Annotated in this window: 12 protein-coding genes; all 12 read right to left on the bottom strand. The window is 38.4% G+C overall.

Annotation, left to right across the window (positions count from 1 at the left end):
• Nucleotides 1-247: 247 nt before the first annotated feature.
• The 12 genes from SGJ10_00670 to tyrS all read right to left on the bottom strand — a co-directional run bounded on the left by SGJ10_00670 (nt 248) and on the right by tyrS (nt 19682).
• The gene (locus SGJ10_00670) at nt 248-4180 is read right to left on the bottom strand and encodes a T9SS type A sorting domain-containing protein (protein ID MDZ4756635.1); all 3933 of its coding nucleotides are present in this window, start codon (nt 4178-4180) and stop codon (nt 248-250) included.
• A gap of 92 nt (nt 4181-4272) precedes the next feature.
• A complete protein-coding gene (locus SGJ10_00665; GenBank protein ID MDZ4756634.1) occupies nt 4273-6963 on the bottom strand; it encodes a D-alanine--D-alanine ligase in 2691 nt (896 codons plus the stop codon).
• Nucleotides 6964-7213: 250 nt separating this feature from the next.
• Nucleotides 7214-7837, bottom strand: coding sequence for an ATP-binding cassette domain-containing protein (locus tag SGJ10_00660; protein MDZ4756633.1), 624 nt, complete (start codon nt 7835-7837; stop codon nt 7214-7216).
• 75 nt (nt 7838-7912) lie between these two features.
• Nucleotides 7913-8779: a flavin reductase family protein gene (locus SGJ10_00655; GenBank protein ID MDZ4756632.1), complete on the bottom strand. Its 867-nt coding sequence runs from the start codon at nt 8777-8779 to the stop codon at nt 7913-7915.
• Between the two features lie 179 nt (nt 8780-8958).
• Nucleotides 8959-9609, bottom strand: coding sequence for a lipoprotein signal peptidase (locus SGJ10_00650; GenBank protein ID MDZ4756631.1), 651 nt, complete (start codon nt 9607-9609; stop codon nt 8959-8961).
• 6 nt (nt 9610-9615) lie between these two features.
• Nucleotides 9616-10008 (bottom strand): TraR/DksA C4-type zinc finger protein, encoded by a 393-nt coding sequence (locus SGJ10_00645; GenBank protein ID MDZ4756630.1) that lies wholly within the window; start codon nt 10006-10008, stop codon nt 9616-9618.
• A gap of 17 nt (nt 10009-10025) precedes the next feature.
• Nucleotides 10026-13433 carry an isoleucine--tRNA ligase gene (ileS, locus tag SGJ10_00640; GenBank protein MDZ4756629.1) on the bottom strand — a complete coding sequence of 1136 codons (3408 nt, stop codon included), beginning with the start codon at nt 13431-13433 and terminating at the stop codon, nt 10026-10028.
• A gap of 33 nt (nt 13434-13466) precedes the next feature.
• Nucleotides 13467-13940 (bottom strand): hypothetical protein, encoded by a 474-nt coding sequence (locus SGJ10_00635; GenBank protein ID MDZ4756628.1) that lies wholly within the window; start codon nt 13938-13940, stop codon nt 13467-13469.
• A 67-nt stretch (nt 13941-14007) separates the two neighbouring features.
• Nucleotides 14008-14775: a TatD family hydrolase gene (locus SGJ10_00630; protein MDZ4756627.1), complete on the bottom strand. Its 768-nt coding sequence runs from the start codon at nt 14773-14775 to the stop codon at nt 14008-14010.
• Between the two features lie 38 nt (nt 14776-14813).
• Complete coding sequence (locus SGJ10_00625; GenBank protein MDZ4756626.1) at nt 14814-17675, bottom strand: T9SS type A sorting domain-containing protein; 2862 nt, start codon at nt 17673-17675, stop codon at nt 14814-14816.
• A 154-nt stretch (nt 17676-17829) separates the two neighbouring features.
• Entirely contained in the window at nt 17830-18390 is a 561-nt protein-coding gene (locus tag SGJ10_00620; GenBank protein ID MDZ4756625.1) for an NAD(P)H-dependent oxidoreductase, read from the bottom strand.
• Between the two features lie 11 nt (nt 18391-18401).
• A complete protein-coding gene (gene tyrS, locus SGJ10_00615) occupies nt 18402-19682 on the bottom strand; it encodes a tyrosine--tRNA ligase (protein ID MDZ4756624.1) in 1281 nt (426 codons plus the stop codon).
• Nucleotides 19683-19812 lie beyond the last annotated feature (130 nt).

Genomic DNA, 19812 nt, shown 5'->3' with positions numbered 1-19812 from the left:
CTCTCAAGCAAAAATCACCTTGGTAAATAAAAACACTTTTGCTTCCTTTTTGTGTAAAAAGGAAGCCCCGATAGTTATCGGAGTTCGCGGCGAGCGATAATACAATAAAATAAAGTGTCCGTTATAATTTGGCTTTTCTTATTTGAATTATGAAAGAGGTCTATTGAAAGATGTAAGGGGATAAAAAATGAATAAAAAAAAGAGGACAATTTCTTGCCCCCTTTTTTAGTATCAGACTATTTTTAAATTATTCTTTAATTAATTTGAATATGGTTTTATTATCATTGGTATTGAACTGCAAGAAGTAAACACCTTTGGGTGCTTCATTTAAGTTGATATTGATATTGTTAATACCTTTTTGCAGATTGTTAACACCCATATCAAGCACTGTTTTACCAAGCATGTCCACCACCTTCAAACTAACGCGTTGGTTATTGTTGAGGTTAAGTACCAAATTAAATTCTCCAGTAGAGGGGTTGGGCCAAATGTTAGCAGAACCCATCATGGCAGGGAATGCAATGCCAATATAAGAAAATGCCGATGAACTTCCCACACACCCATTGGCATCGGTTACAGTTACCATATATACTCCAGTAGAAGGAGGTGAGTAATCTTTGCTGGTTGCTCCAGAAATTGCTGTTGTTCCCAAATACCATTGGTACGACCAGCCTGTAGCTGTGGTTGATGAAAGAATATTGCCAGCTCTGGTAATTGTAGGAACAGGTTTGGGATTCACCGTTACCGTAGTATCGGATGATGCACCTGAGCAACCCAGGGTATTTACTACAAAACAGGAGTATTTGCCACTTGCTTTAGCTATATATATTTGGCCTGTTTCGCCCGAAATATCAACACCGTTTTTACGCCATTGGAACGATTGCGGACTACTAGAAGTAACCGTCAACATCAAACTATCACCTTCGCAGAAATCATTGCTGCCGCTATACGAAACTTTTGGATCGGGGCCACCTGTAAAGAACAATGAAATGGAATTGATCGATACACTTGTACACCCATTTGTGTTAGCTACTTTCACGCTATAATCACCTTGTAGTTTGGCATAAAACATTGAATCTGTTGCTCCTGATATGTCATTACCATTATATTGCCACTGATAAGTAGCACCTGTTAGCGTTGTGGCATTTAACAAGATACTATCACCAGGGCAGGTTGAAGAGGTGGAAGGTTGTTTCACAAATGAATAGGGCGATTGTATTACGATAACTGAAATTACGGCTGAGGTATTTTTACAACCATTGCTGTTCATAATGGTACAATAATAATCACCTTCAAAAATTGTGTTGTAGGTATTACCTGTACTACCAGTAATGATTCCTTTTGTTGATTCGTACCATTGATAAGTATTGCCAGATACAGAGGGAATGGATAGCGTAATATCGTCGCCATCGCATATCGTTGTTTTACTACTTGCAGAAATCGTAGCATCGGGCAGTGAGTCAACACTTATTTTTACGGCATTCGAAAAATCATTACAACCACTGTTGTTTATTACTTGAACGGTGTAATCGCCAGCAGCCATTGCATAGTATGTTGATTGGGAAGCACCAGTAATTAAATTACCGTTGAGGAACCACTTGTAGAAATTGGCATTTTGCGAGCCCGTTGCATCTAACTGCACACTATCGCCCATACAGAATTTTGTGGTGCCATTGGCTTGCATAGAAGCAGTAGGCGAAGTACTAGAACTAACCGTGTAAGTGCCCGATGATTCTGTACATCCAGTACTTGTATCAGTTACTTCCAAAGAATAATCACCAGCTTGCTTTGCATATATGGCGGTATCGGTTGCCCCACTTATGGGGTTGCCATTATAATACCATTGGTAAACATAATTAGCACGATAAATATCTATTATCAGCACACTGTCGCCGCTGCATATACCGCTAGCAGTTTGTGTGGGCGAAATAATAATTTTTTTATGGCTTTTCACGGTAATGGTATCTGAAAACAGACTACATCCCAAACCACTTGTTACTTCGCAATAATAATCGCCAGGAAGCGTTGCATAAAAAACAGTATCCGTTGCTCCATTAATTACTTTAGCAGCATTATACCATTGGAAAATTACGCCTGAACTTTGACCCGCACTCAGTATCGCCGTATCGCCCAAGCAAAGTGTTAAAGTACCTCCCACAAATTCAATAACGGGCACAGGATTGGTGGAAGTCATTTTTATGATGTCTAAAGTATCATTTATATAATTACTATCGCCAGGCAATCTTACGCTTGCCCAAAAATAATAGTCTCCATTTTGCAGCATATTAAGTGTATCACTCACCGTAATGTTCATGGTATCATTGGGATAAAGCACCCCAACCGATTGTGTCTTGATAGGGAAGGTGAGTGTATCAAAATTTGGGGTAACCACAGTTGAATAAATGGTAAAACTATCTACATTTAAATTCAAGGTATCACTTCCCAAATTTTGAACTTGGTATATCATATCCATTTTTTGGGAACCCATACAAGTGTCGAAAACAGGAGCGGTGAGTTTTATAACGCCCATATCGCGAGCTATCATTACCCGTGGCTCTATCATGAAACGGAAATCTGTAGCTCCATTACCCACTTTAAAATCTGTCCAAGCGGTATTGCCTGTGGGAGCAGTATAATAAAAGACACTGTCTCTAATTGGTGATTCTGCTTGATAAGCAAATCCCACATTTACGGTGCCTGTTTGAAGTACACCCACAAAAAAATCGCCATTTACAGAAACTGCAGGGTTTACCGAAACCACCGATAGGCCGCCATTGGTATTAAATGCTGATGAGGTCCATAATACACTTCCTGGTGCACCAGTGTTAGTGTTAACAGACCATATACCAACTTTTACCGATTGGCCAGTTACGGTAAAGTTCACTTTTATTTGATTTACAAATGCTGTTTTAGCGGTATGGAATTTAGCAACAAAATCTCCGGAAACTCCATTAAATCCAATTCCTCCAATGGGACCTTTTTGGGCTTCTGAATAGCTAAAGGAATTCAAGTTCACCTCTTGATTAAACTGTTTACTATCGTTGTTTTTATTCATGTCACTAGAGTTTGATGTCCATGCTATAACAGTATCCATACCAAGCGATTGTGCATCGAAGTTTGTGAAAGTAAGGAACAGTACAGCATTTGGTTGCATGGTGGTACTTACAAACTGCGAATCTAAAAAGTTATTTGTTCCTACAGACTTAAGGTAAACCATAAAATTGCCAAAGGTGTCAGTACCTGCATTGAACAATCTAACTTCGGTAGGTTGTGGCACTGCAAATGGTATTGGCATTTTGCCTAAGGTATATAAATTTGTAATAGATATATCAAATTGTTGGTTAGGATAAAATTCGTAAGTCCGGCCTTTGTCTGGCTTTGTTGTATTACGAACATTATGTGCATTGCCTGTATAATGCCCTTGAAGGAAGCTAGCAGCCGACCATACCGTGGCTGAGGCTTTGGTAACTGCAATTACATCGTTTGTGGCATTACTCGAGCCTTTTATTCCAACACCTACAAATTTGGCTGAAACCGCGTTGCCAGAAGTGGTGAAATCGCCATAGACAAATTGTATTTTATTGCTGGTTTCAAAAAGTTTAACTTGAAATGATATATCATCAAACTGTACCGCAGGATTTGTGGTTTTGTCACGAAAATTGGACCACTGTATTGTACAAACCCTATCGGGCGACGAACCAGTGACTTCATAACTTATATCTGCAGTGCCTTTGCCTTGCTCCAAATCATGGTTAAAGACAGCCAGTATATCTGCATCACTGTTATTGGTACTACTTAATGCTCCATTGCCTGTGATAGCATTTGCCGAATTGTAGAAAAGAGCGTTCGACGAAGGAGCCGAGGTACCCAATTTAATAAAGCCATTGGTGTTCACAATAAAATCGGTATACGTAGTACCATTGTAATCGAAATTAAATCCGATTGATGTTGCTGAAGAGTTTGCGTTGTCCATATTAGCCATGGATATTGACGTACTGCTTCCGCTTAATGCACTCCAAGTACTAGAAAAATTTCCAGCATTTGCAGGTTTGAAATTAAGCTGAGACCAAGCTGTCATTGTCGTAATAGACAAGCAGATCATGGTAAATAATTTTGTAAAAAGTGGTTTCATGATGATATATTTATTTTTTGTTTCAACCACAAATGTATTGAAATTTTTCATTAACAAATACTTTATGTTGCCTTTTTAACAAAAAATTATATACAACTGTGCAAAAAACAAGAATATGTAAAGCCAGATAGGCTAAAATACAGCTATAAATTTTGGTTTTTCTTTTCCAATCGCTCCATTCCAAACTCAATAATTTTATCGATAAAATCGTAGGGCTTATAACCACTTAAGGCACATTGGTGGAAGATGGCCGTAGCGGGTGTCATGCCCGGCAGTGAGTTGATTTCTATTATATTTACTTCAACTTCATTGTTGTTGTGTATTTTTACAAAAGCATCTATTCGAGCATAACCTTCTACTTTCAATAATTTGGCAGCTCGTTTCAGTTCCGCTTTTACCGTTTTGGAAATAGCTTTTTGGTCATGTTTGTTTTTTGCAAAACGCGGTGGGGTGATGTTTTGCCCTTCGCCAGCCAAAAACTTTTCTTCCAAACTAAGAATTGCCTCGCCAGCCAATGCTTCGCTGGGCTCAAACATTTCATATTTTAATTTGCGGTCTTTATCATAATGTGTTAAAAGCCCTCCTGTTATTTCAAGGAAATGTTTTGCATTCCCTTTGTTGATTAATGTTTCCAATAATACCACCTCTTTTTGTGGGAACTCTTCTTTGGGTTTTAACTTTAGGGAGTTTGCTTGCTCTTCTGTTATTTCAGGATGCTCTCTGAACATGAGATTGACAAATGCTGTGAGCTCATTCTCATTGTTGAGTTTTTTTACTGCCGAGCTACAGCCATCGTCTTGTGGCTTAGCAATCAAGGGAAAACCGATGCGGGCTTTCGCTAGTTTTAGCGTTACGTTTTGGTTTTGGAACCATTCTTTTTTCTCAATCAAGAAACTATCGGCCATGCGGAAACCACTTTCACGCAATATATTATTGGTCTCGAATTTATTGATGGTAACACGAGAACTTTCCACCCCTGAACCATTATAGGGTAAGCCCAATTTGTCCAGTTCCAGTTGCAATGCACCATCCTCTCCTGGGCGGCCGTGCAAAGCAATAAACACAAACGAAACCATAGCTGGCAAATCTTTATTATTTATCTTTATGCATTTGCTCAATAATTGGTTGCCAGTATATTTAAGTGTGATTTGTTCGCACTCTTTGCGTATTTTTTTGAGTACAGTGTTTTCCTTATCGTTGCCAATTTTATCTCGGATATCATCAGCATTATCTTTCAGCATCATATTAACTGGCAGTATATATAATGAATGCTTTTTGTCGTTGCCAGTTAGAAACAAAGGGACGGGCAGATATTTGGTACTGCTGGATAGTTTTTCATAAATATTTCTACCGCTTTCTACCGATATATGCCTTTCGCTGCTATAGCCTCCCATTACCACAGCCACTTTTATTTTTTCGGCTTGGTGTAATTGGTTTTGCTCTATTCTTTGATCTAATTTTTTGATAAGTGAAGGTATATTGCCCACATGGCCCCAACTCAATATCCTTTGTTGCAGCGATGTTCTTATTATATAAGTCAAGAACTGCGAGGGGTTAAGCCCTATCTCTGCAGCTTGGTGGAAAAAGAAAGATGAGGGCATCATTCCGCTAGTGGTATTAGGGTCGTTCAGATATAGTTTGCCCTTGGGTGTTATAAAACCATCGATACGTGCATACACTTGGCAACGCAATAAACTAAACATTTCGCAACATTGCGTACGAATCTCCTCTATAGTTTCAGCGGGCAAATCTATTGGGGTAACCTTACGGCTTTGGCCTGGCAAGTATTTGGAGCGGTAATCGAAAACTTCTTTTTTCTTTACAATTTCTGTTGGGGGCAAGGCCATAGGATTGCCGTCCTCATCCTGTATTACAATGCACGAAAATTCTTTACCGTCAATAAATTGTTCTACAATTAAAGTATTCTCGGTTTGAATAGCATGCAATTCCAGATGAACTGCCGTCCTTAGTTTTCTGTTTAGGAACTGCATCAGTTCTTCGGGGCTATGCAACTCTTTATCATCAATACGCACAGGTAATCCCAATCCTTCTCTGATGTCTATTAACTTCCGTATATATTGTTCTTTTTGTGCTTCTGAATAATTGAACCATTCTTCTCGTGAAAGGTTTTCGATGAAGAAAGCTTTGTTTGCTGCTTTTTCAAACATCTCGAACCCTCCCTTTTTGTCCACTACCGAAACTCCTATGGAACTACCCTGTGTGGCGGGTTTGCACACAAATGGGAAACCAATAATTTTGGCTATTTGAGTGTAGTATAATTGTCTGTCGCCATTGATCCATTGCTCACGCTCTACAAACAAAGCATTTGCGGCATTAGACTTAGCTAAATGCTGTAGTTCTTTCTGTATTTTTTTGTTGATGCCTGCGGCTGAGGGATAGATACCACTTCCTGTATAGGGTATGCCCTGCCACTCGAGCAGACCTTGTATGGTTCCATCTTCGGCCATATTGCCGTGTAGGCATAAAAAGGCTATGTCCATCAGTTCTTTTAAGCCTTCGGCAGGTATAGGTTTGCCTATTTCCTTCAGTAATTCGTATTGCTCTTCTTTGGTATTGAGTGGCAATGCATCGGCATAAATCTGAAAACCGTGTTTGCCTATTTGTACCTGTTTTGCAGGTGGGTAGAAATCTCTGATCGAGCCTTTGTATACATATTCCCAATCGAGTAGGCAAAAATTATTAAAGCTATCAACAAAAATGGGGACAGGCTCAAACAAAGATTTATCTAGGTTGTCATACACGGTTCTTCCACCTGCGAATGAAACTTCACGTTCGCGGCTGCTGCCTCCAAAGAATACTCCTACTTTTATCATAATTAATTCGTGTGCAAATATACTTGTTTGGGTTGTTTTGCAATGTTAAGGTTTTTTTAAAGGATTTGGGATTCGGTCCGCCGCGGGCGGATGGGATAAGGTTCGCCTTGGCGAATGGGGGCTTACGCGTGATTACGCTCCCTCCGTCCTGCAGACACCTCCCCCGTGTCTGTGGAGGTTGCTTCCGCCAGATTACGCTTCCGCCAATTTTGGGATTTACTGAATTAGTTGCTGTATGGACTATTCACTGTCAGGTATTCACTTCTATCTTATTCCCACATCTCTCATATTCATCTGCCACATTAGAAGCTATAATAAGCATGCGGTTTTGCAAATAATTATCGAGTAGATAGTGGTAGGTGGCGATGCCTTCTTTGTCCATATTGGTGCAGGGCTCGTCGAGCAATAATACATGCGAATTGGAGAAAACTGCTAAGGCTAATTTGAGGCGGCTTTTCATACCGCTGCTAAAGTTTTTGATTTGCTTATTGGCAGAGGAATCTAGTTTGCAAATTTGAAGTGCTTCTTTTTTTGTAATGGGTATAATAGTTTGTTTTAAGGCAAAGTGGAAATCCCAAATTTCGGAAGCGGTAAGTTCTTCGGGCAATTCCAGATAAGGAGAGGTGAACGAGGTATATTTATATACTTCTTCGCGGTCAATATTTTTATTATCTAATTGCCATAATACTTTACCTGCGGTGGCACTTATATAGCCGTATAATATACCAAGCAAGGTAGATTTGCCTGTGCCGTTGGGGCCAAGCAGGGCATAGGATTGGGGCTGCTCAAAACTGTAATTTAAACCAGCGAACAGGGTTTGTTGGCCGAAAGTTTTTTCGCAGTTTTCTAATTGTATTGCAAAGGTGTTTGTCAATGGTTATATGTTATATGTGTATGTGGTTGGTGGGGACACCAACCATGGACATGTGAAATCTATATACTTTCATCTTTATTTCTTTTCTCTATATAATAATACTGCCCAAGCTTCGTTTACTTTTCGTTCATGTAATAATTGGTGGGCCAATGTATGAATTTCTATCATCGTTTTTCCTTCTGCTATTTTTCCATGAACTATTATATAGTCTTCGTTGGGTAAGTGCTCTACATTGCCTAGTTGGCCCAAGTCATTTCCAGTAAGTATATTACTTTCTCTGATATCATTTGGAATTTTGTCGACACCGATTCCTTTGTTGCGAACGGGTTTTTCAATCTCGAACAAAGCATCACCATTTGCCCTACAATACCAGTCGCCACCCATGCGAGATACCAAATCAATTTTGTGTGGGTCTATTATACTTGTATCGGGATATAATATAGTTTCATTTACATGAACCAAAATTACTTCACATATAATAAGATTGCCCGCACCGCCTTCGGTTCCCAAAGGTAAAATCTGGTTCACCTTGCATTCCATTTGCACCGGTGATTCTTTTACACGATAAGGTTTTATGAGTTCTGATTTTTCTTTGGTAAAACCTGCTTTGATAAATTCATCTTCGCCTTTTGCATACTCGGTACTTGCCAAACTAGTTTGCCATACCATATCGTGGTTTACCACATTTATGCATACCTCGGTCACTTCTATAATATTTTCCAAAGTATGTTTGGTGGTATTATCACGAACTCGGCGAGCCGGAGAAAAAACTAAAATGGGTGGGTTACTGCTAAATATATTAAAGAAACTAAACGGACTTAAATTGGCGTTTCCTTCTGCATCTATAGTGCTTGCAAAACATATAGGCCTAGGTGCAATAGCTCCTTGCAGTAGGGCTTGCAATTGCATAGGGGGAAGGTTTTTTGGGTCGTAGGTAGTCATTATATAGGTACGATTTACGATTTTTGTTGACACAGGATTATTTCCGATGCACGACATACGATGTTTTGCTGCCGCCTAATTAATATATGATATACAGATGTGATTATTTGATTCACAATACTACTGACGGAGTCACTATCTTTTATTATTTAAGGCAATATATCGTATATCGTACATTCCTATATGTTTTCTTCTACGCTCACTTCAGGCGAATCGTTGCTTGGTTCAATAGTATCCTCGACAACTTTCTCTTCTTTGAAAAATACTTTTTGACATATTATGATAGTGATAACCCCTAAACTTATTGCGGAATCGGCTATATTAAATATGGGGCTGAAAAAGGTGAAAGCTTCACTTCCCCAAAATGGGAACCAGCTTGGGAAATGCCCATTCACCATAGGGAAATAAAGCATGTCGACCACATGGCCTTGGAAATAGCTGCCGTCGTAAGTGTTGATATCGGCAAAGCAAACCCCATAAAATATACTATCTATAATATTGCCAATGGCACCTGCAATAATCAAACTCACACATGTTATAAAACCCCAGTGTTTTTGTGCGGTAATGGTACGATATAAATACCAAAACCCGCCAAACACCAACACGATACGTAAAAAAGTGAGTATATATTTCCCTATTTCGTTGTTGTCGCCGCCAAAGGTTAAGCCGAAAGCCATGCCTTCATTCTCTACAAAATATAGCCGAAACCAATCGCCCAATATTTTAACTTCTTCGCCTAAAACAAAATTTGTTTTTATATAATATTTAAACCACTGGTCTAGAATAACCACTAGTGCAATTACCGCAATGGGGCTTGCAAATCTCTTCATCCGAAATTATCTGTATTGGTTATTTTTGGCTTCAATGCTTAAGGTAGCATGTGGCACTGCCATTAATCTTTCTTTGGGAATCAGATTGCCCGTAACCCTGCAAATTCCATAGGTTTTATTTTGGATACGAATCAAGGCGTTCTCTAAGTTCTCGATAAATTTTTTGGCACGTTGAGCCATAATACCCAACTGCTCTTTCTCTAAAGTCTTACTACCATCATCAATATTGCTATAACCACCGGCAGTATCATCAGTACCATTGGCATTAGAGTTTTTAAGTTGGTCGCTAAGGCGTGAAAGTTCTTGGCGGGCTACTACCAGTTTTGAGTTAATTAACTCTTGGAAAATATTCAAGTCTACATCGCTGTAGCGTCTCATTTCATTGTCGTGGTTGGCCATATTATAAATTTGTGTTACTAATTTTTGAAAAGTTCTATCTTCACTGCTGTTTTAAAATCTTCCAGATCAACTTCTATTGATTCAGGTATTTTTTCATTGAACAATAGCTTTTCTGCTAGAATTTCGTTGCAAATATAAGCCCCATGTTTTTCTACCACTTGTTGTAAAGTGTCATTAGGTAGTATGTGGACAATTACCCTGTCGGTTACATCGAAGCCTTGTGTTTTACGCTGATTTTGCAAGCGGTTTACAAGCTCTCTGGCCAAGCCTTCAAGTTTCAAGTCAGCACTGATGTGGATATCTAATGCCACTGTTAAGCGACCATTGGAAGCAACTTGCCAACCTGGAACATCTTCTGATAATATTTCTACTTCGCTGATTTGCAAAGCATAATCCTCGCCATCTAAATTCAAATTAAAAAAACCCTGTTGTTCCAATTGGTTAATTTCAACTTGTCCCATCGCAGCTATAGCATTGGCGGCAAGTTTCATTTGAGGGCCAAGTTTGGCTCCCAATATTTTGAAGTTAGCTTTTATTTTTTTATTGAATTTTAGATTTTCTTCGGTAACAGTTTCTATGCTTTTCACGTTCACTTCGCTGGCAATCAAATCTTTTACAAGTTCTAAGTTGTTTGCCAGTTCTGCATTCAGCACAGGGATTACTACTCTTTGCAAAGGTTGACGCACACGAATATTGGCTTTTTTGCGAATGCTCAATACCAAACTTGATACATCTTGTGCCAATTGCATTCTGAGTTCCAATCCTTTGTTTATATAACTAGTATTTACCGCAGGGAAATCAACTAGATGAACTGATTCGCTAGCTTTACGGCCACTCACGGCATTCAAATCCTTAAATAGCTTATCTGCATAAAATGGAGCAATGGGCGATATTAAGATGGCTACGGTTTCTAAACAAGTATATAATGTTTGGTAAGCTGCAACTTTATCTTCGCTATAATCGCCTTTCCAAAAACGGCGGCGGCAAAGCCTTACGTACCAATTGCTGAGATGCTCGGTTACGAAATCATATATTAAACGGGTAGCTTTGGTGGGCTCATAATCGTCCATGTTTTTTTGTACATCGGCTGCCAAAGAATTAAGCAATGACAAAACCCATTGGTCTATTTCAGGACGCTTATCCAATGGCACTTCAGCCTCGGCGTAAGTAAAATTATCGATATTGGCATACAAGGCAAAAAAGCCATATATATTATATAATGTACCGAAGAATTTGCGTTGCACTTCTTCCACACCATCTGTATCAAATTTCAGATTATCCCAAGGGTCGGTATTGAACATCATGTACCAACGCAAAGCATCGATACCATATTTGTCCATCAATATAAAAGGATCCTCTACATTGCCTTTCGACTTCGACATTTTTTCGCCTTTTTTGTCGAGCACCAATCCATTTGAAATTACATTTTTATACGCAACACTGTCGAACAACAAAGTACTTAATGCATGCAAAGTAAAGAACCATCCACGTGTTTGATCCACACCTTCGGCTATAAAATCGGCAGGAAAAGAATGCTCGAATTTGTCTTTGTTCTCAAAAGGCCAATGCCACTGTGCATAAGGCATGGCACCGCTATCGAACCATACGTCTAGGAGGTCGGCTTCGCGTTTCATGGGTTTGCCCAAAGGAGAAACTAATATAATATCATCAACATAGGGGCGATGTAAATCTGAGATTTCTGTGGGAGTTTTAATTCCTGCAGCACTAGCCTTTGCTAACTCACTTTTCAACTCTTCCATCGAACCAATACATTTCTCTTCGGTTCCATCTTCCGTTCTCCAAATAGGCAAAGGCGTTCCCCAATATCTGGAGCGAGACAAATTCCAATCTTGCAAATTCTCTAACCAGTTTCCAAACCTTCCTTCACCTGTTGATTTGGGTTTCCAGTTAATGGTTTTATTGAGTTCTATTAGCCTGTCTTTTTTTGCAGTTGTTTTTATAAACCAACTATCCAAAGGATAATATAATATTGGTTTATCGGTACGCCAGCAATGCGGATAGGTATGTTCGTATTTTTCTTTTTTGAAAAGTTTTCCTTCTAATTGTAGTTTCAAAACTATTCTATCATCAACGCTCAAATAATCATTGCTACGTTCAACAATTTGTTTGATGAGTTTATTCAGCTCCGAAGTTTCGGGTAAATTTTTAAGTCTTTCTATTTCCGATTTTTTTTCGTCTTCGGTTAGGTATTGCTCTTTTACATATTCATTGGCAAAGTCAGAAACTTCCTCTGTAAATTTTCCTCTTCTGTCTACCAAAGTGAGTGCACCAATATTATTTTGTTTGGCCACTCTAAAGTCATCGGCACCAAAGCTGGGAGCGATATGCACGATACCTGTTCCGTCTTCTGTAGTTACAAAATCGCCTGCTATTACCTCAAATTTCTTTTCACTATCGGGCTGGGTATACGGCAACAATTGTTCGTATTTAATTCCTTTCAAATCTTTACCATCGCATTCTGCAATTACTTCAAAAGGGATATTTTTATCACCTTCCTTATAATCTTCAAATTTGAGTTCTGCATTTTTTTCAGGGAAGTATTTGCCACATAGATCTTTTGCTAAAACTACTATCTGTTTTTCAGCGGTGAAAGTATTATATGTTTTAACAAAGACATATTTTATTTTCTCACCAATGGCTAGTGCGGTATTGCTGGGTAAAGTCCATGGTGTGGTAGTCCATGCTAAAATATATAAAGGTAAATTTTCGGTATTGTTATAGGGTAAATTTATTTTCTCAGTAACAGCAAACATAGCCACAGCAGTCATGTCTTTCAGCATTTTGTAAGTGCCCGGTTGGTTTAGTTCATGGCTGCTTAAACCTGTGCCTGCAGCGGGACTATAAGGTTGTATGGTATAACCTTTATATAATAAATCTTTATCATACAACATCTTGAGCAAATGCCAAAGACTTTCTATATAATTGTTTTCGTAAGTAATATAGGGATTGTCCAAATCGACCCAATAACCCATGCGTTCAGTAAGGTCGTTCCACACACTTTTGTAACGCATCACTGTTTCGCGGCATTTTTGGTTATAGTCTTTTATAGATATTCCTTTGGGTCTATCAAGTCGGCCAATATCTTCTTTGGTAATTCCCAATTCTTTTTCAACTTGCAATTCGACCGGAAGGCCGTGGGTATCCCAACCACCTTTGCGGTCAACCTTATAGCCTTGCAAAGTTTTGTAACGGCAAAAGGTATCCTTCACTGCCCGGGCCATTACGTGATGTATGCCCGGTAGGCCATTGGCTGAAGGTGGCCCTTCGTAAAAAATAAAATTTTCGCTACCGTTTCTGTTCTCAACAGATTTTTTAAAAACCCCCTGCTCTTTCCAAAATGCTAATATTTCTTGCTCAAATTTAGGAAAATCTATTTTGTCGTACTCACTGTATTTATGGCCCATCGGTTATTTCTCCGCTTCAATTTATATAATAGTTCAATAGTAAAATAGCTGGTAACTACCTACATCTCTATGTTTATTGCTTTCATCTTCTATCATTATTTCCCCAATAGAAACCACGCTGCCTGGTCGGCCTTCTTTAAAAGTAGATAGCAAAGGGTCTTCCATCCATTTGTTATTAGAACGCATAGTGGTGTTCAAGCCGCTTTCGTTGCTAAATACCAAATTAAATTTGGTAACCCGATAGTCTTTAAGTTCGCCTTTAAAGTTTACGCGATATACCCTCACAAAGTAATATTCGCTTGGCAAGGGCAGTCTTATTTTAGCGGAATCGAACACATGGATGGTATCTTTTTTATTACCTACAATTTCAATAATATATTTGTGGTAGATACTCTGCCCTGATATGCCCATCATGGTATCGGCAGATTCTTTGGGTGGCGTGTCAAATTGTGCTTGGGCTAATAAGCCGCAGCATACAATGGCAATAGTAAAAAATATTTTCTTCATAAGTGTTTGTATTTTTAAAAATGAAAACGACAGTTTGCAAAAATAAAACCGTTTTAGGTAATTAGTACTAACAACCAAATATTTCTATGGAGTTTGCGGTAGTTGCCTGTGCAATTTCTGCTAAAGTTAAGCCATAAACACCTGCCAAAATTTTGGCAGTTTCAATTAGGTATATAGTGTCGTTACGCTTGCTACGGTAGGGCACAGGGGCCAAATAGGGAGAGTCGGTTTCAATAACAATATGCTTCAAATCTATCTGTGTTAAAGTTTCTCTCAAATGGGTATTTTTATAGGTGACCACTCCCCCTATGCCCAGCATAAACCCCATTTCTATAACCTCTTTGGCTTGTTCCAACGAACCCCCAAAGCAGTGAAACACTCCTTTTAGTCCTTGTATTTTTTCCTTTTGCAAAAGTTCGATAGTAAGTGCAATCGCTTCACGGCAATGAATAGATACTGCATGATTACTTGCTGCGGCCCATTTGCATTGGGTAATAAATGCATCTGCTTGAATTGCTTCGGTGGTTTTATCCCAATACAAATCCATTCCTATTTCGCCCACAGCTATATAATTGCCAGTGTTATATTCATTATATATTATATCGAGAACCTCCTTATAGTTTTCCTTCACTTCGCAGGGGTGCAGGCCCATCATGGGTTTCATCATATCGGGATATTTTGCAGTGAGTTTTTTAAGTTGGTCAATACTTTCCAAATCTACATTGGGCAAGAATACTCTTTTAATCCCAGCTTCTAGGGCTTTGGCAACTACTTCATCAATGTCGTTATCGAACTGGGTGGAATATAAATGGGAGTGGGTATCGGTAAATATCATTGCTAATCAGTTTGCAAAGATAGGCCATATCAGTTTTATCATAATTTCCCCAACTTAACCCAAATATTTTTATTGATTTGCAATAAATAAATCCCCTCGGGCTGTGCACTCAAATCAATCGTTTTATTATTAGCAGAAGTATTATTTATCGCCCTGCCCGTTAAATCATAAATCATTATATCATTAATTATAAAGGGTGTTTCTATAATATATATTCCTGTGGAGGGATTGGGATAAACCTTAATTCCGTAAGCATTTGGAACAGTATAAATTCCGCTTTTGAGGGTTTTTATTGTTAATGTGTTTGCGGTCACTACGCAACCATTGGTATCTGTTGCTTTGAGTGTGTAATCTCCAGTCTGAGTGATGTATCTCCAAGGTATATTGGTGGTAGTATCATAGTTACTATTATAATACCAATCGTATATCGCAAAATTGGAATTATTGGCAATTAAAGTATCGTTGGCTATATTTATTGAAACGGATTGTGAAGGGAAATTTTTCAACTCGGTGGTTGCGGTATCCTTACAACCGAAGGTATCCGTGGCCAGTACTCCATAGTATCCAGACAAGGAAGCTTTGGTATTATATGTGGTATCTCCTGTATTCCATTTATAGGAATAGTTTTGCTTACCGCTTGCACTTAGCGTGGTATTATAACCTTTGCAAGTATAATAAATTGGTGTGAGCAGGATGCTTGGCTTTGGAACTACGGTTATGATAGTTGTATCATATCCGCTGCAAGTAAGGCTTGCGTTTGTATTATATCCAAATATAACTAAGGTTGTGGTGGAATCAAATTTCATGGTGTAATTGGTTCCATTATATACTATAGTGCTATCACCCAATTTTGTCCAAATAGCAGAATCGAGACCTTTTGTTGCTAAAAGTATCGAGTCATATTCGCACTGATAATTATTAGAAGCTAACGATGATTTTACGGGAGCATTATGAAAAGCGTTCACATAAGCATCACCCACGCATCCGTTGGTATCAATGAGGGAAACATGCAAATATTGAGATTTATTTGTTTGATAATATCTACTCGTTGAAACGATATTTCCTGTTAGTGTATCTTCCCAACTATATGCTTTCACATTATTATTGTTTGTTGTCGCATCAAAATATATAATATCTCCATCACATTTTCTTTGGTCGGGGATATAGGGCGTTGGCGTGGTTAATAGATGTATATTGACGGTGTCATAATTCGAGCACCCTACACTATCTGTTATTTTGCAAACGATTGATGTTTTGTTTTGAACAGTGACTGTGAAGTTGTCGAGCGTATCATTTGCATTTCCTTGTAACCATTGGTATTTATAAGGAGGAATGCCATTTGAGGGACTTGCTCTTATATGATAAGTAGCACCCAAGCATAAAGAAGTATCACCACCCAAATCAATATTTAAAAATGGTTGAACATAAAATGTATCATAGAAATTTGCGGTACAGCCATTTACTGATACAGATAATAATACATATACATTTCCTCCTGTTTTTATTGCAGCTTGTGTGTTTTTACCATTATATATTACGCCATTTACATTCCAAGCATAGGTATATTTTTCATTGCATATATTTTGATTCAAAGGAATCGCATCAAGCTTTATCATACCACAACCTAAACCTGTTATTTGACGAGCGACCTCAGGTTTTTTACTTACTACCACAGCATAACTGCGTGCAGTGCGGCCTTGCAGTGGGCAAGCATCGTCACTAGCAAACGCAGTAAAATAATAGGGTTTATTACTGCTATCAGCTAAAGAAGTTTGCCAACAAAAATCGAATTGCTGTTTTGTACCTCCATTAGGGTAGGAAGTTTTAAAAGTAGCCGCACTTATAGAATTATTCCAACTAACTTTAACAGTATCTTTTTTATCAGAATCGGATGATTGTATAGTATTGAAACAAATTTTATCACCTGCAAAACCGTAAACCTTTGGATTTTGTGGCAGGGTGGGCGGTCTATTCGTACAATTGGCAACCACAGTCAACATGAAATCAATATGGGTCGTTCCTATTAATTGAGCAACACAATTGCTATCTTTTCGCCATTCTTTTACATCAAATGCGATCACGCATACTTGTTGTTGCTGAGGATTAAATTTCAAATCCCCGTTAAGAGAATCTAACTCAAAACCTGTGCATGTTTTTGGATCAAACTGGGTAGTTTTTGGGAATCCATCATAATAGAGGGGTTGCTTGTATGAATATAAGCCATAGTATGTGCAGGATGAACCATAATCATATAATGCTTTGGCTAAATGATATGATATGGAATCCTGATTCACAGTATCAATAATACCCATATTGTATGTAGTGCAGTTCCCTTTACAAACCATCGCCAGTGGGTCACTGGTTATGGCAGGTGAGCTATTCTGTGGACTTGTGCACCGATCGAGTTCTGAATATATGTATAATGACTCACCTGAACAACAAGTGGTTATTGCACCATTACGAGCATAAATACTATAATACAATCTAAATTTGCAACAATTTGTATTTTTAAAAGTAATTACGCCCTTAAAAATTTGTTTTTCGACACCATACGGAAAACTACAACTTGCATTACTTCCATTTGGATATCCATTAGCATCGCAACTTGAACGATTGCATCTACTACATGATTTTTTGCAAACAGGGGTAACATCCGCACACTTAGATTTGTTTAAAGTATAATTCTTACTATAGCTGCACCCTATTCCCTCGACATCCAAAGTAATACTTGAACCTATGCTCACACCCTTGCAGTCTTTATATAAAGTCACACTCACCTCAAACGAATCTTGCCCTAGGTTTTTATATTCTATATAGCCACCCATAGCATGACTTGCTTTAATAGACAATGATGATAGAATTAAACCAAGAATAATTAAGTTTCGTAAATTGTTCAGCATCCGAATAGGGTTTTTGTACAAGAGTACAATTTTACGCAAATGGTTGCATGTTTGGAAATTAATATTACAATTTTCCCAACTTTACCCAAATATTTTTATTGATTTGCATGAAGTAAATTACTTTAGATAGTGGGCATATACATAAATCTAAAAATTAAACCTTCATCCGCTTATTTGCCTCCATGCACCATAATAATTCGGCAATAAAAGCTGCGGCTTTTTTGTCCATTGCTGCTTTGTCTGTAGCATTTCCATTTTCATCAAAAGCATCAGGGGCTTTTGGAACAGGGAACATGGCAGGCACAGTCCAGGCCCTTATTTTCCATAATGTAAATTGTAATGAAGTGATTACTTGTGTGCCACCAAAAGCACCGTCGGAAACTGTGGAAATAGCAATAGGTTTGCGATGCCATTCATTATATAATAAGTCCACCACATTTTTTAAACTTGCGGGATAACCTCCATTATATTCGGGCGTAACTATGATAATACCCTCAGATGATTTTATTTTTTCGGCAAACTCCAACACATTGGCTGTGGGTGATTTTTGTAATCGCAATCTTTCTTCAAATACAGGGAAATTATATACATTCAAATCCAATATTTCAACCGTGCCGAGTTTGTTTTCTTCTATGTAGTTTTTGAAGTATAAAGCTACGCGATGGCTGTTTCTGCCAGTTCTAACGCTGGAGGAGATGATGGAGATATGTGGCATTTTATATATTATTATATTCCTTTGATTAAGAAATAATTTTTCTTTCCTTTTTGAGCTAACAAATAACGACCTTTTAACCAATCACTCTCTATTATATTTTTCTCTAAATTTATTTTTTCTTTATTTATGGAAACTCCGTTAGCCTCTATCATTTTACGGGCTTCGCCTTTGCTGAAAAAAATCATATTATTGCTTAAAACGGATAATACTTCTACCACGTTCATATTAGTAATAGCACCTTTTTCCACTTCAATGGTAGGAACACCTCCCAATACATTGAGCAATAAATTTTCATCCATTTGTTTGAGTTGCTCGGTAGTGCCATTTCCAAATAATAAGTTTGATGCGTCCACAGCGTTATTATATTCATGTTCACCATGAACCATCATTGTGAGTTCGCGTGCCAATGTTTTTTGCAACTCACGCAAATGCGGTTCGGCCAAGTGTCCAGTTTCTAATTTCTCAACCATTTCTTTGTCGAGGAATGTAAAGATGCGGATAAATTTTTGTGCATCCTCATCGCTCACGTTCAACCAAAATTGGTAAAATTTATAAGGAGAAGTCATGCCCGCATCGAGCCATATATTTCCACTTTCGCTTTTTCCAAATTTGGTACCGTCCGCTTTGGTAACCAAGGGGCTTGTAATACACCAAGCCTCGCCACCGGCCATGCGGCGAACCAGTTCGGTGCCTGCGGTCATGTTTCCCCATTGGTCGCTGCCTCCCATTTGCAAAGTGCAGTTATAGGTATCGTATAAATGTTTGAAATCGTAACCCTGCAATAATTGATAACTGAACTCGGTGAATGAGATGCCTGTTTCCATGCGGGTTTTCACGGAGTCTTTGGCTATCATATAATTTACGGTGAGGTGTTTGCCCACGTCACGCAAAAAATCGAGGAAGGTGAAGTCCTTCATCCAATCGTAATTGTTCACTACCAAGGCACTGTTGGCTCCGCAATCGAAATCGAGGAATTTGCTCAGTTGTTCTTTTACTTTATCTTCATTGTGTTTAAGGGTTTCCAAATCGAGCAAATTTCTTTCAGAAGCTTTGCCCGATGGGTCGCCTATCATACCCGTGGCACCGCCAACTACAGCAATAGGTTTATGGCCACAGCGTTGCAGGTGCATCAACAAAATGATTTGCACAAAATTGCCAATGGTAAGCGATGGAGCCGTTGGGTCGAAACCGATATAGCCAGTCACCATACTCTTTTGCAAATGTTCATCAATGCCAGGCATCTTGTCGAAAAGCAGGCCACGCCATTGTAATTCTTCTATCAGGTTCTTCATAATTTGTCGCAAAATAAACTACTAAAAGCCATTTTGCCGTAATTTGCATCGCATTTTAATTTAAATCATATCCAATGAAGTATAAAGGTATTATAGCTTTTGTTAGCTTATTTTGTATAATTTGTATTAT

The sequence above is a fragment of the Bacteroidota bacterium genome (assembly GCA_034439655.1).
Taxonomy (GTDB): Bacteria; Bacteroidota; Bacteroidia; order UKL13-3; family UKL13-3; genus CANJUD01.
The sequence above is the reverse complement of the archived record's forward strand: the minus strand, read 5'-3'. Positions and strand labels throughout refer to the sequence as shown.

Coding starts and splice junctions, on each gene's coding strand:
- SGJ10_00650 (MDZ4756631.1), bottom strand. CDS start 9,609: ATGAAGAGATTTGCAAGCCCCATTGCGGTAATTGCACTAGTGGTTATT.
- SGJ10_00635 (MDZ4756628.1), bottom strand. CDS start 13,940: ATGAAGAAAATATTTTTTACTATTGCCATTGTATGCTGCGGCTTATTA.
- tyrS (MDZ4756624.1), bottom strand. CDS start 19,682: ATGAAGAACCTGATAGAAGAATTACAATGGCGTGGCCTGCTTTTCGAC.
- SGJ10_00630 (MDZ4756627.1), bottom strand. CDS start 14,775: ATGATATTTACCGATACCCACTCCCATTTATATTCCACCCAGTTCGAT.
- SGJ10_00670 (MDZ4756635.1), bottom strand. CDS start 4,180: ATGAAAAATTTCAATACATTTGTGGTTGAAACAAAAAATAAATATATC.
- ileS (MDZ4756629.1), bottom strand. CDS start 13,433: ATGGGCCATAAATACAGTGAGTACGACAAAATAGATTTTCCTAAATTT.
- SGJ10_00625 (MDZ4756626.1), bottom strand. CDS start 17,675: ATGCTGAACAATTTACGAAACTTAATTATTCTTGGTTTAATTCTATCA.
- SGJ10_00645 (MDZ4756630.1), bottom strand. CDS start 10,008: ATGGCCAACCACGACAATGAAATGAGACGCTACAGCGATGTAGACTTG.
- SGJ10_00665 (MDZ4756634.1), bottom strand. CDS start 6,963: ATGATAAAAGTAGGAGTATTCTTTGGAGGCAGCAGCCGCGAACGTGAA.
- SGJ10_00620 (MDZ4756625.1), bottom strand. CDS start 18,390: ATGCCACATATCTCCATCATCTCCTCCAGCGTTAGAACTGGCAGAAAC.
- SGJ10_00655 (MDZ4756632.1), bottom strand. CDS start 8,779: ATGACTACCTACGACCCAAAAAACCTTCCCCCTATGCAATTGCAAGCC.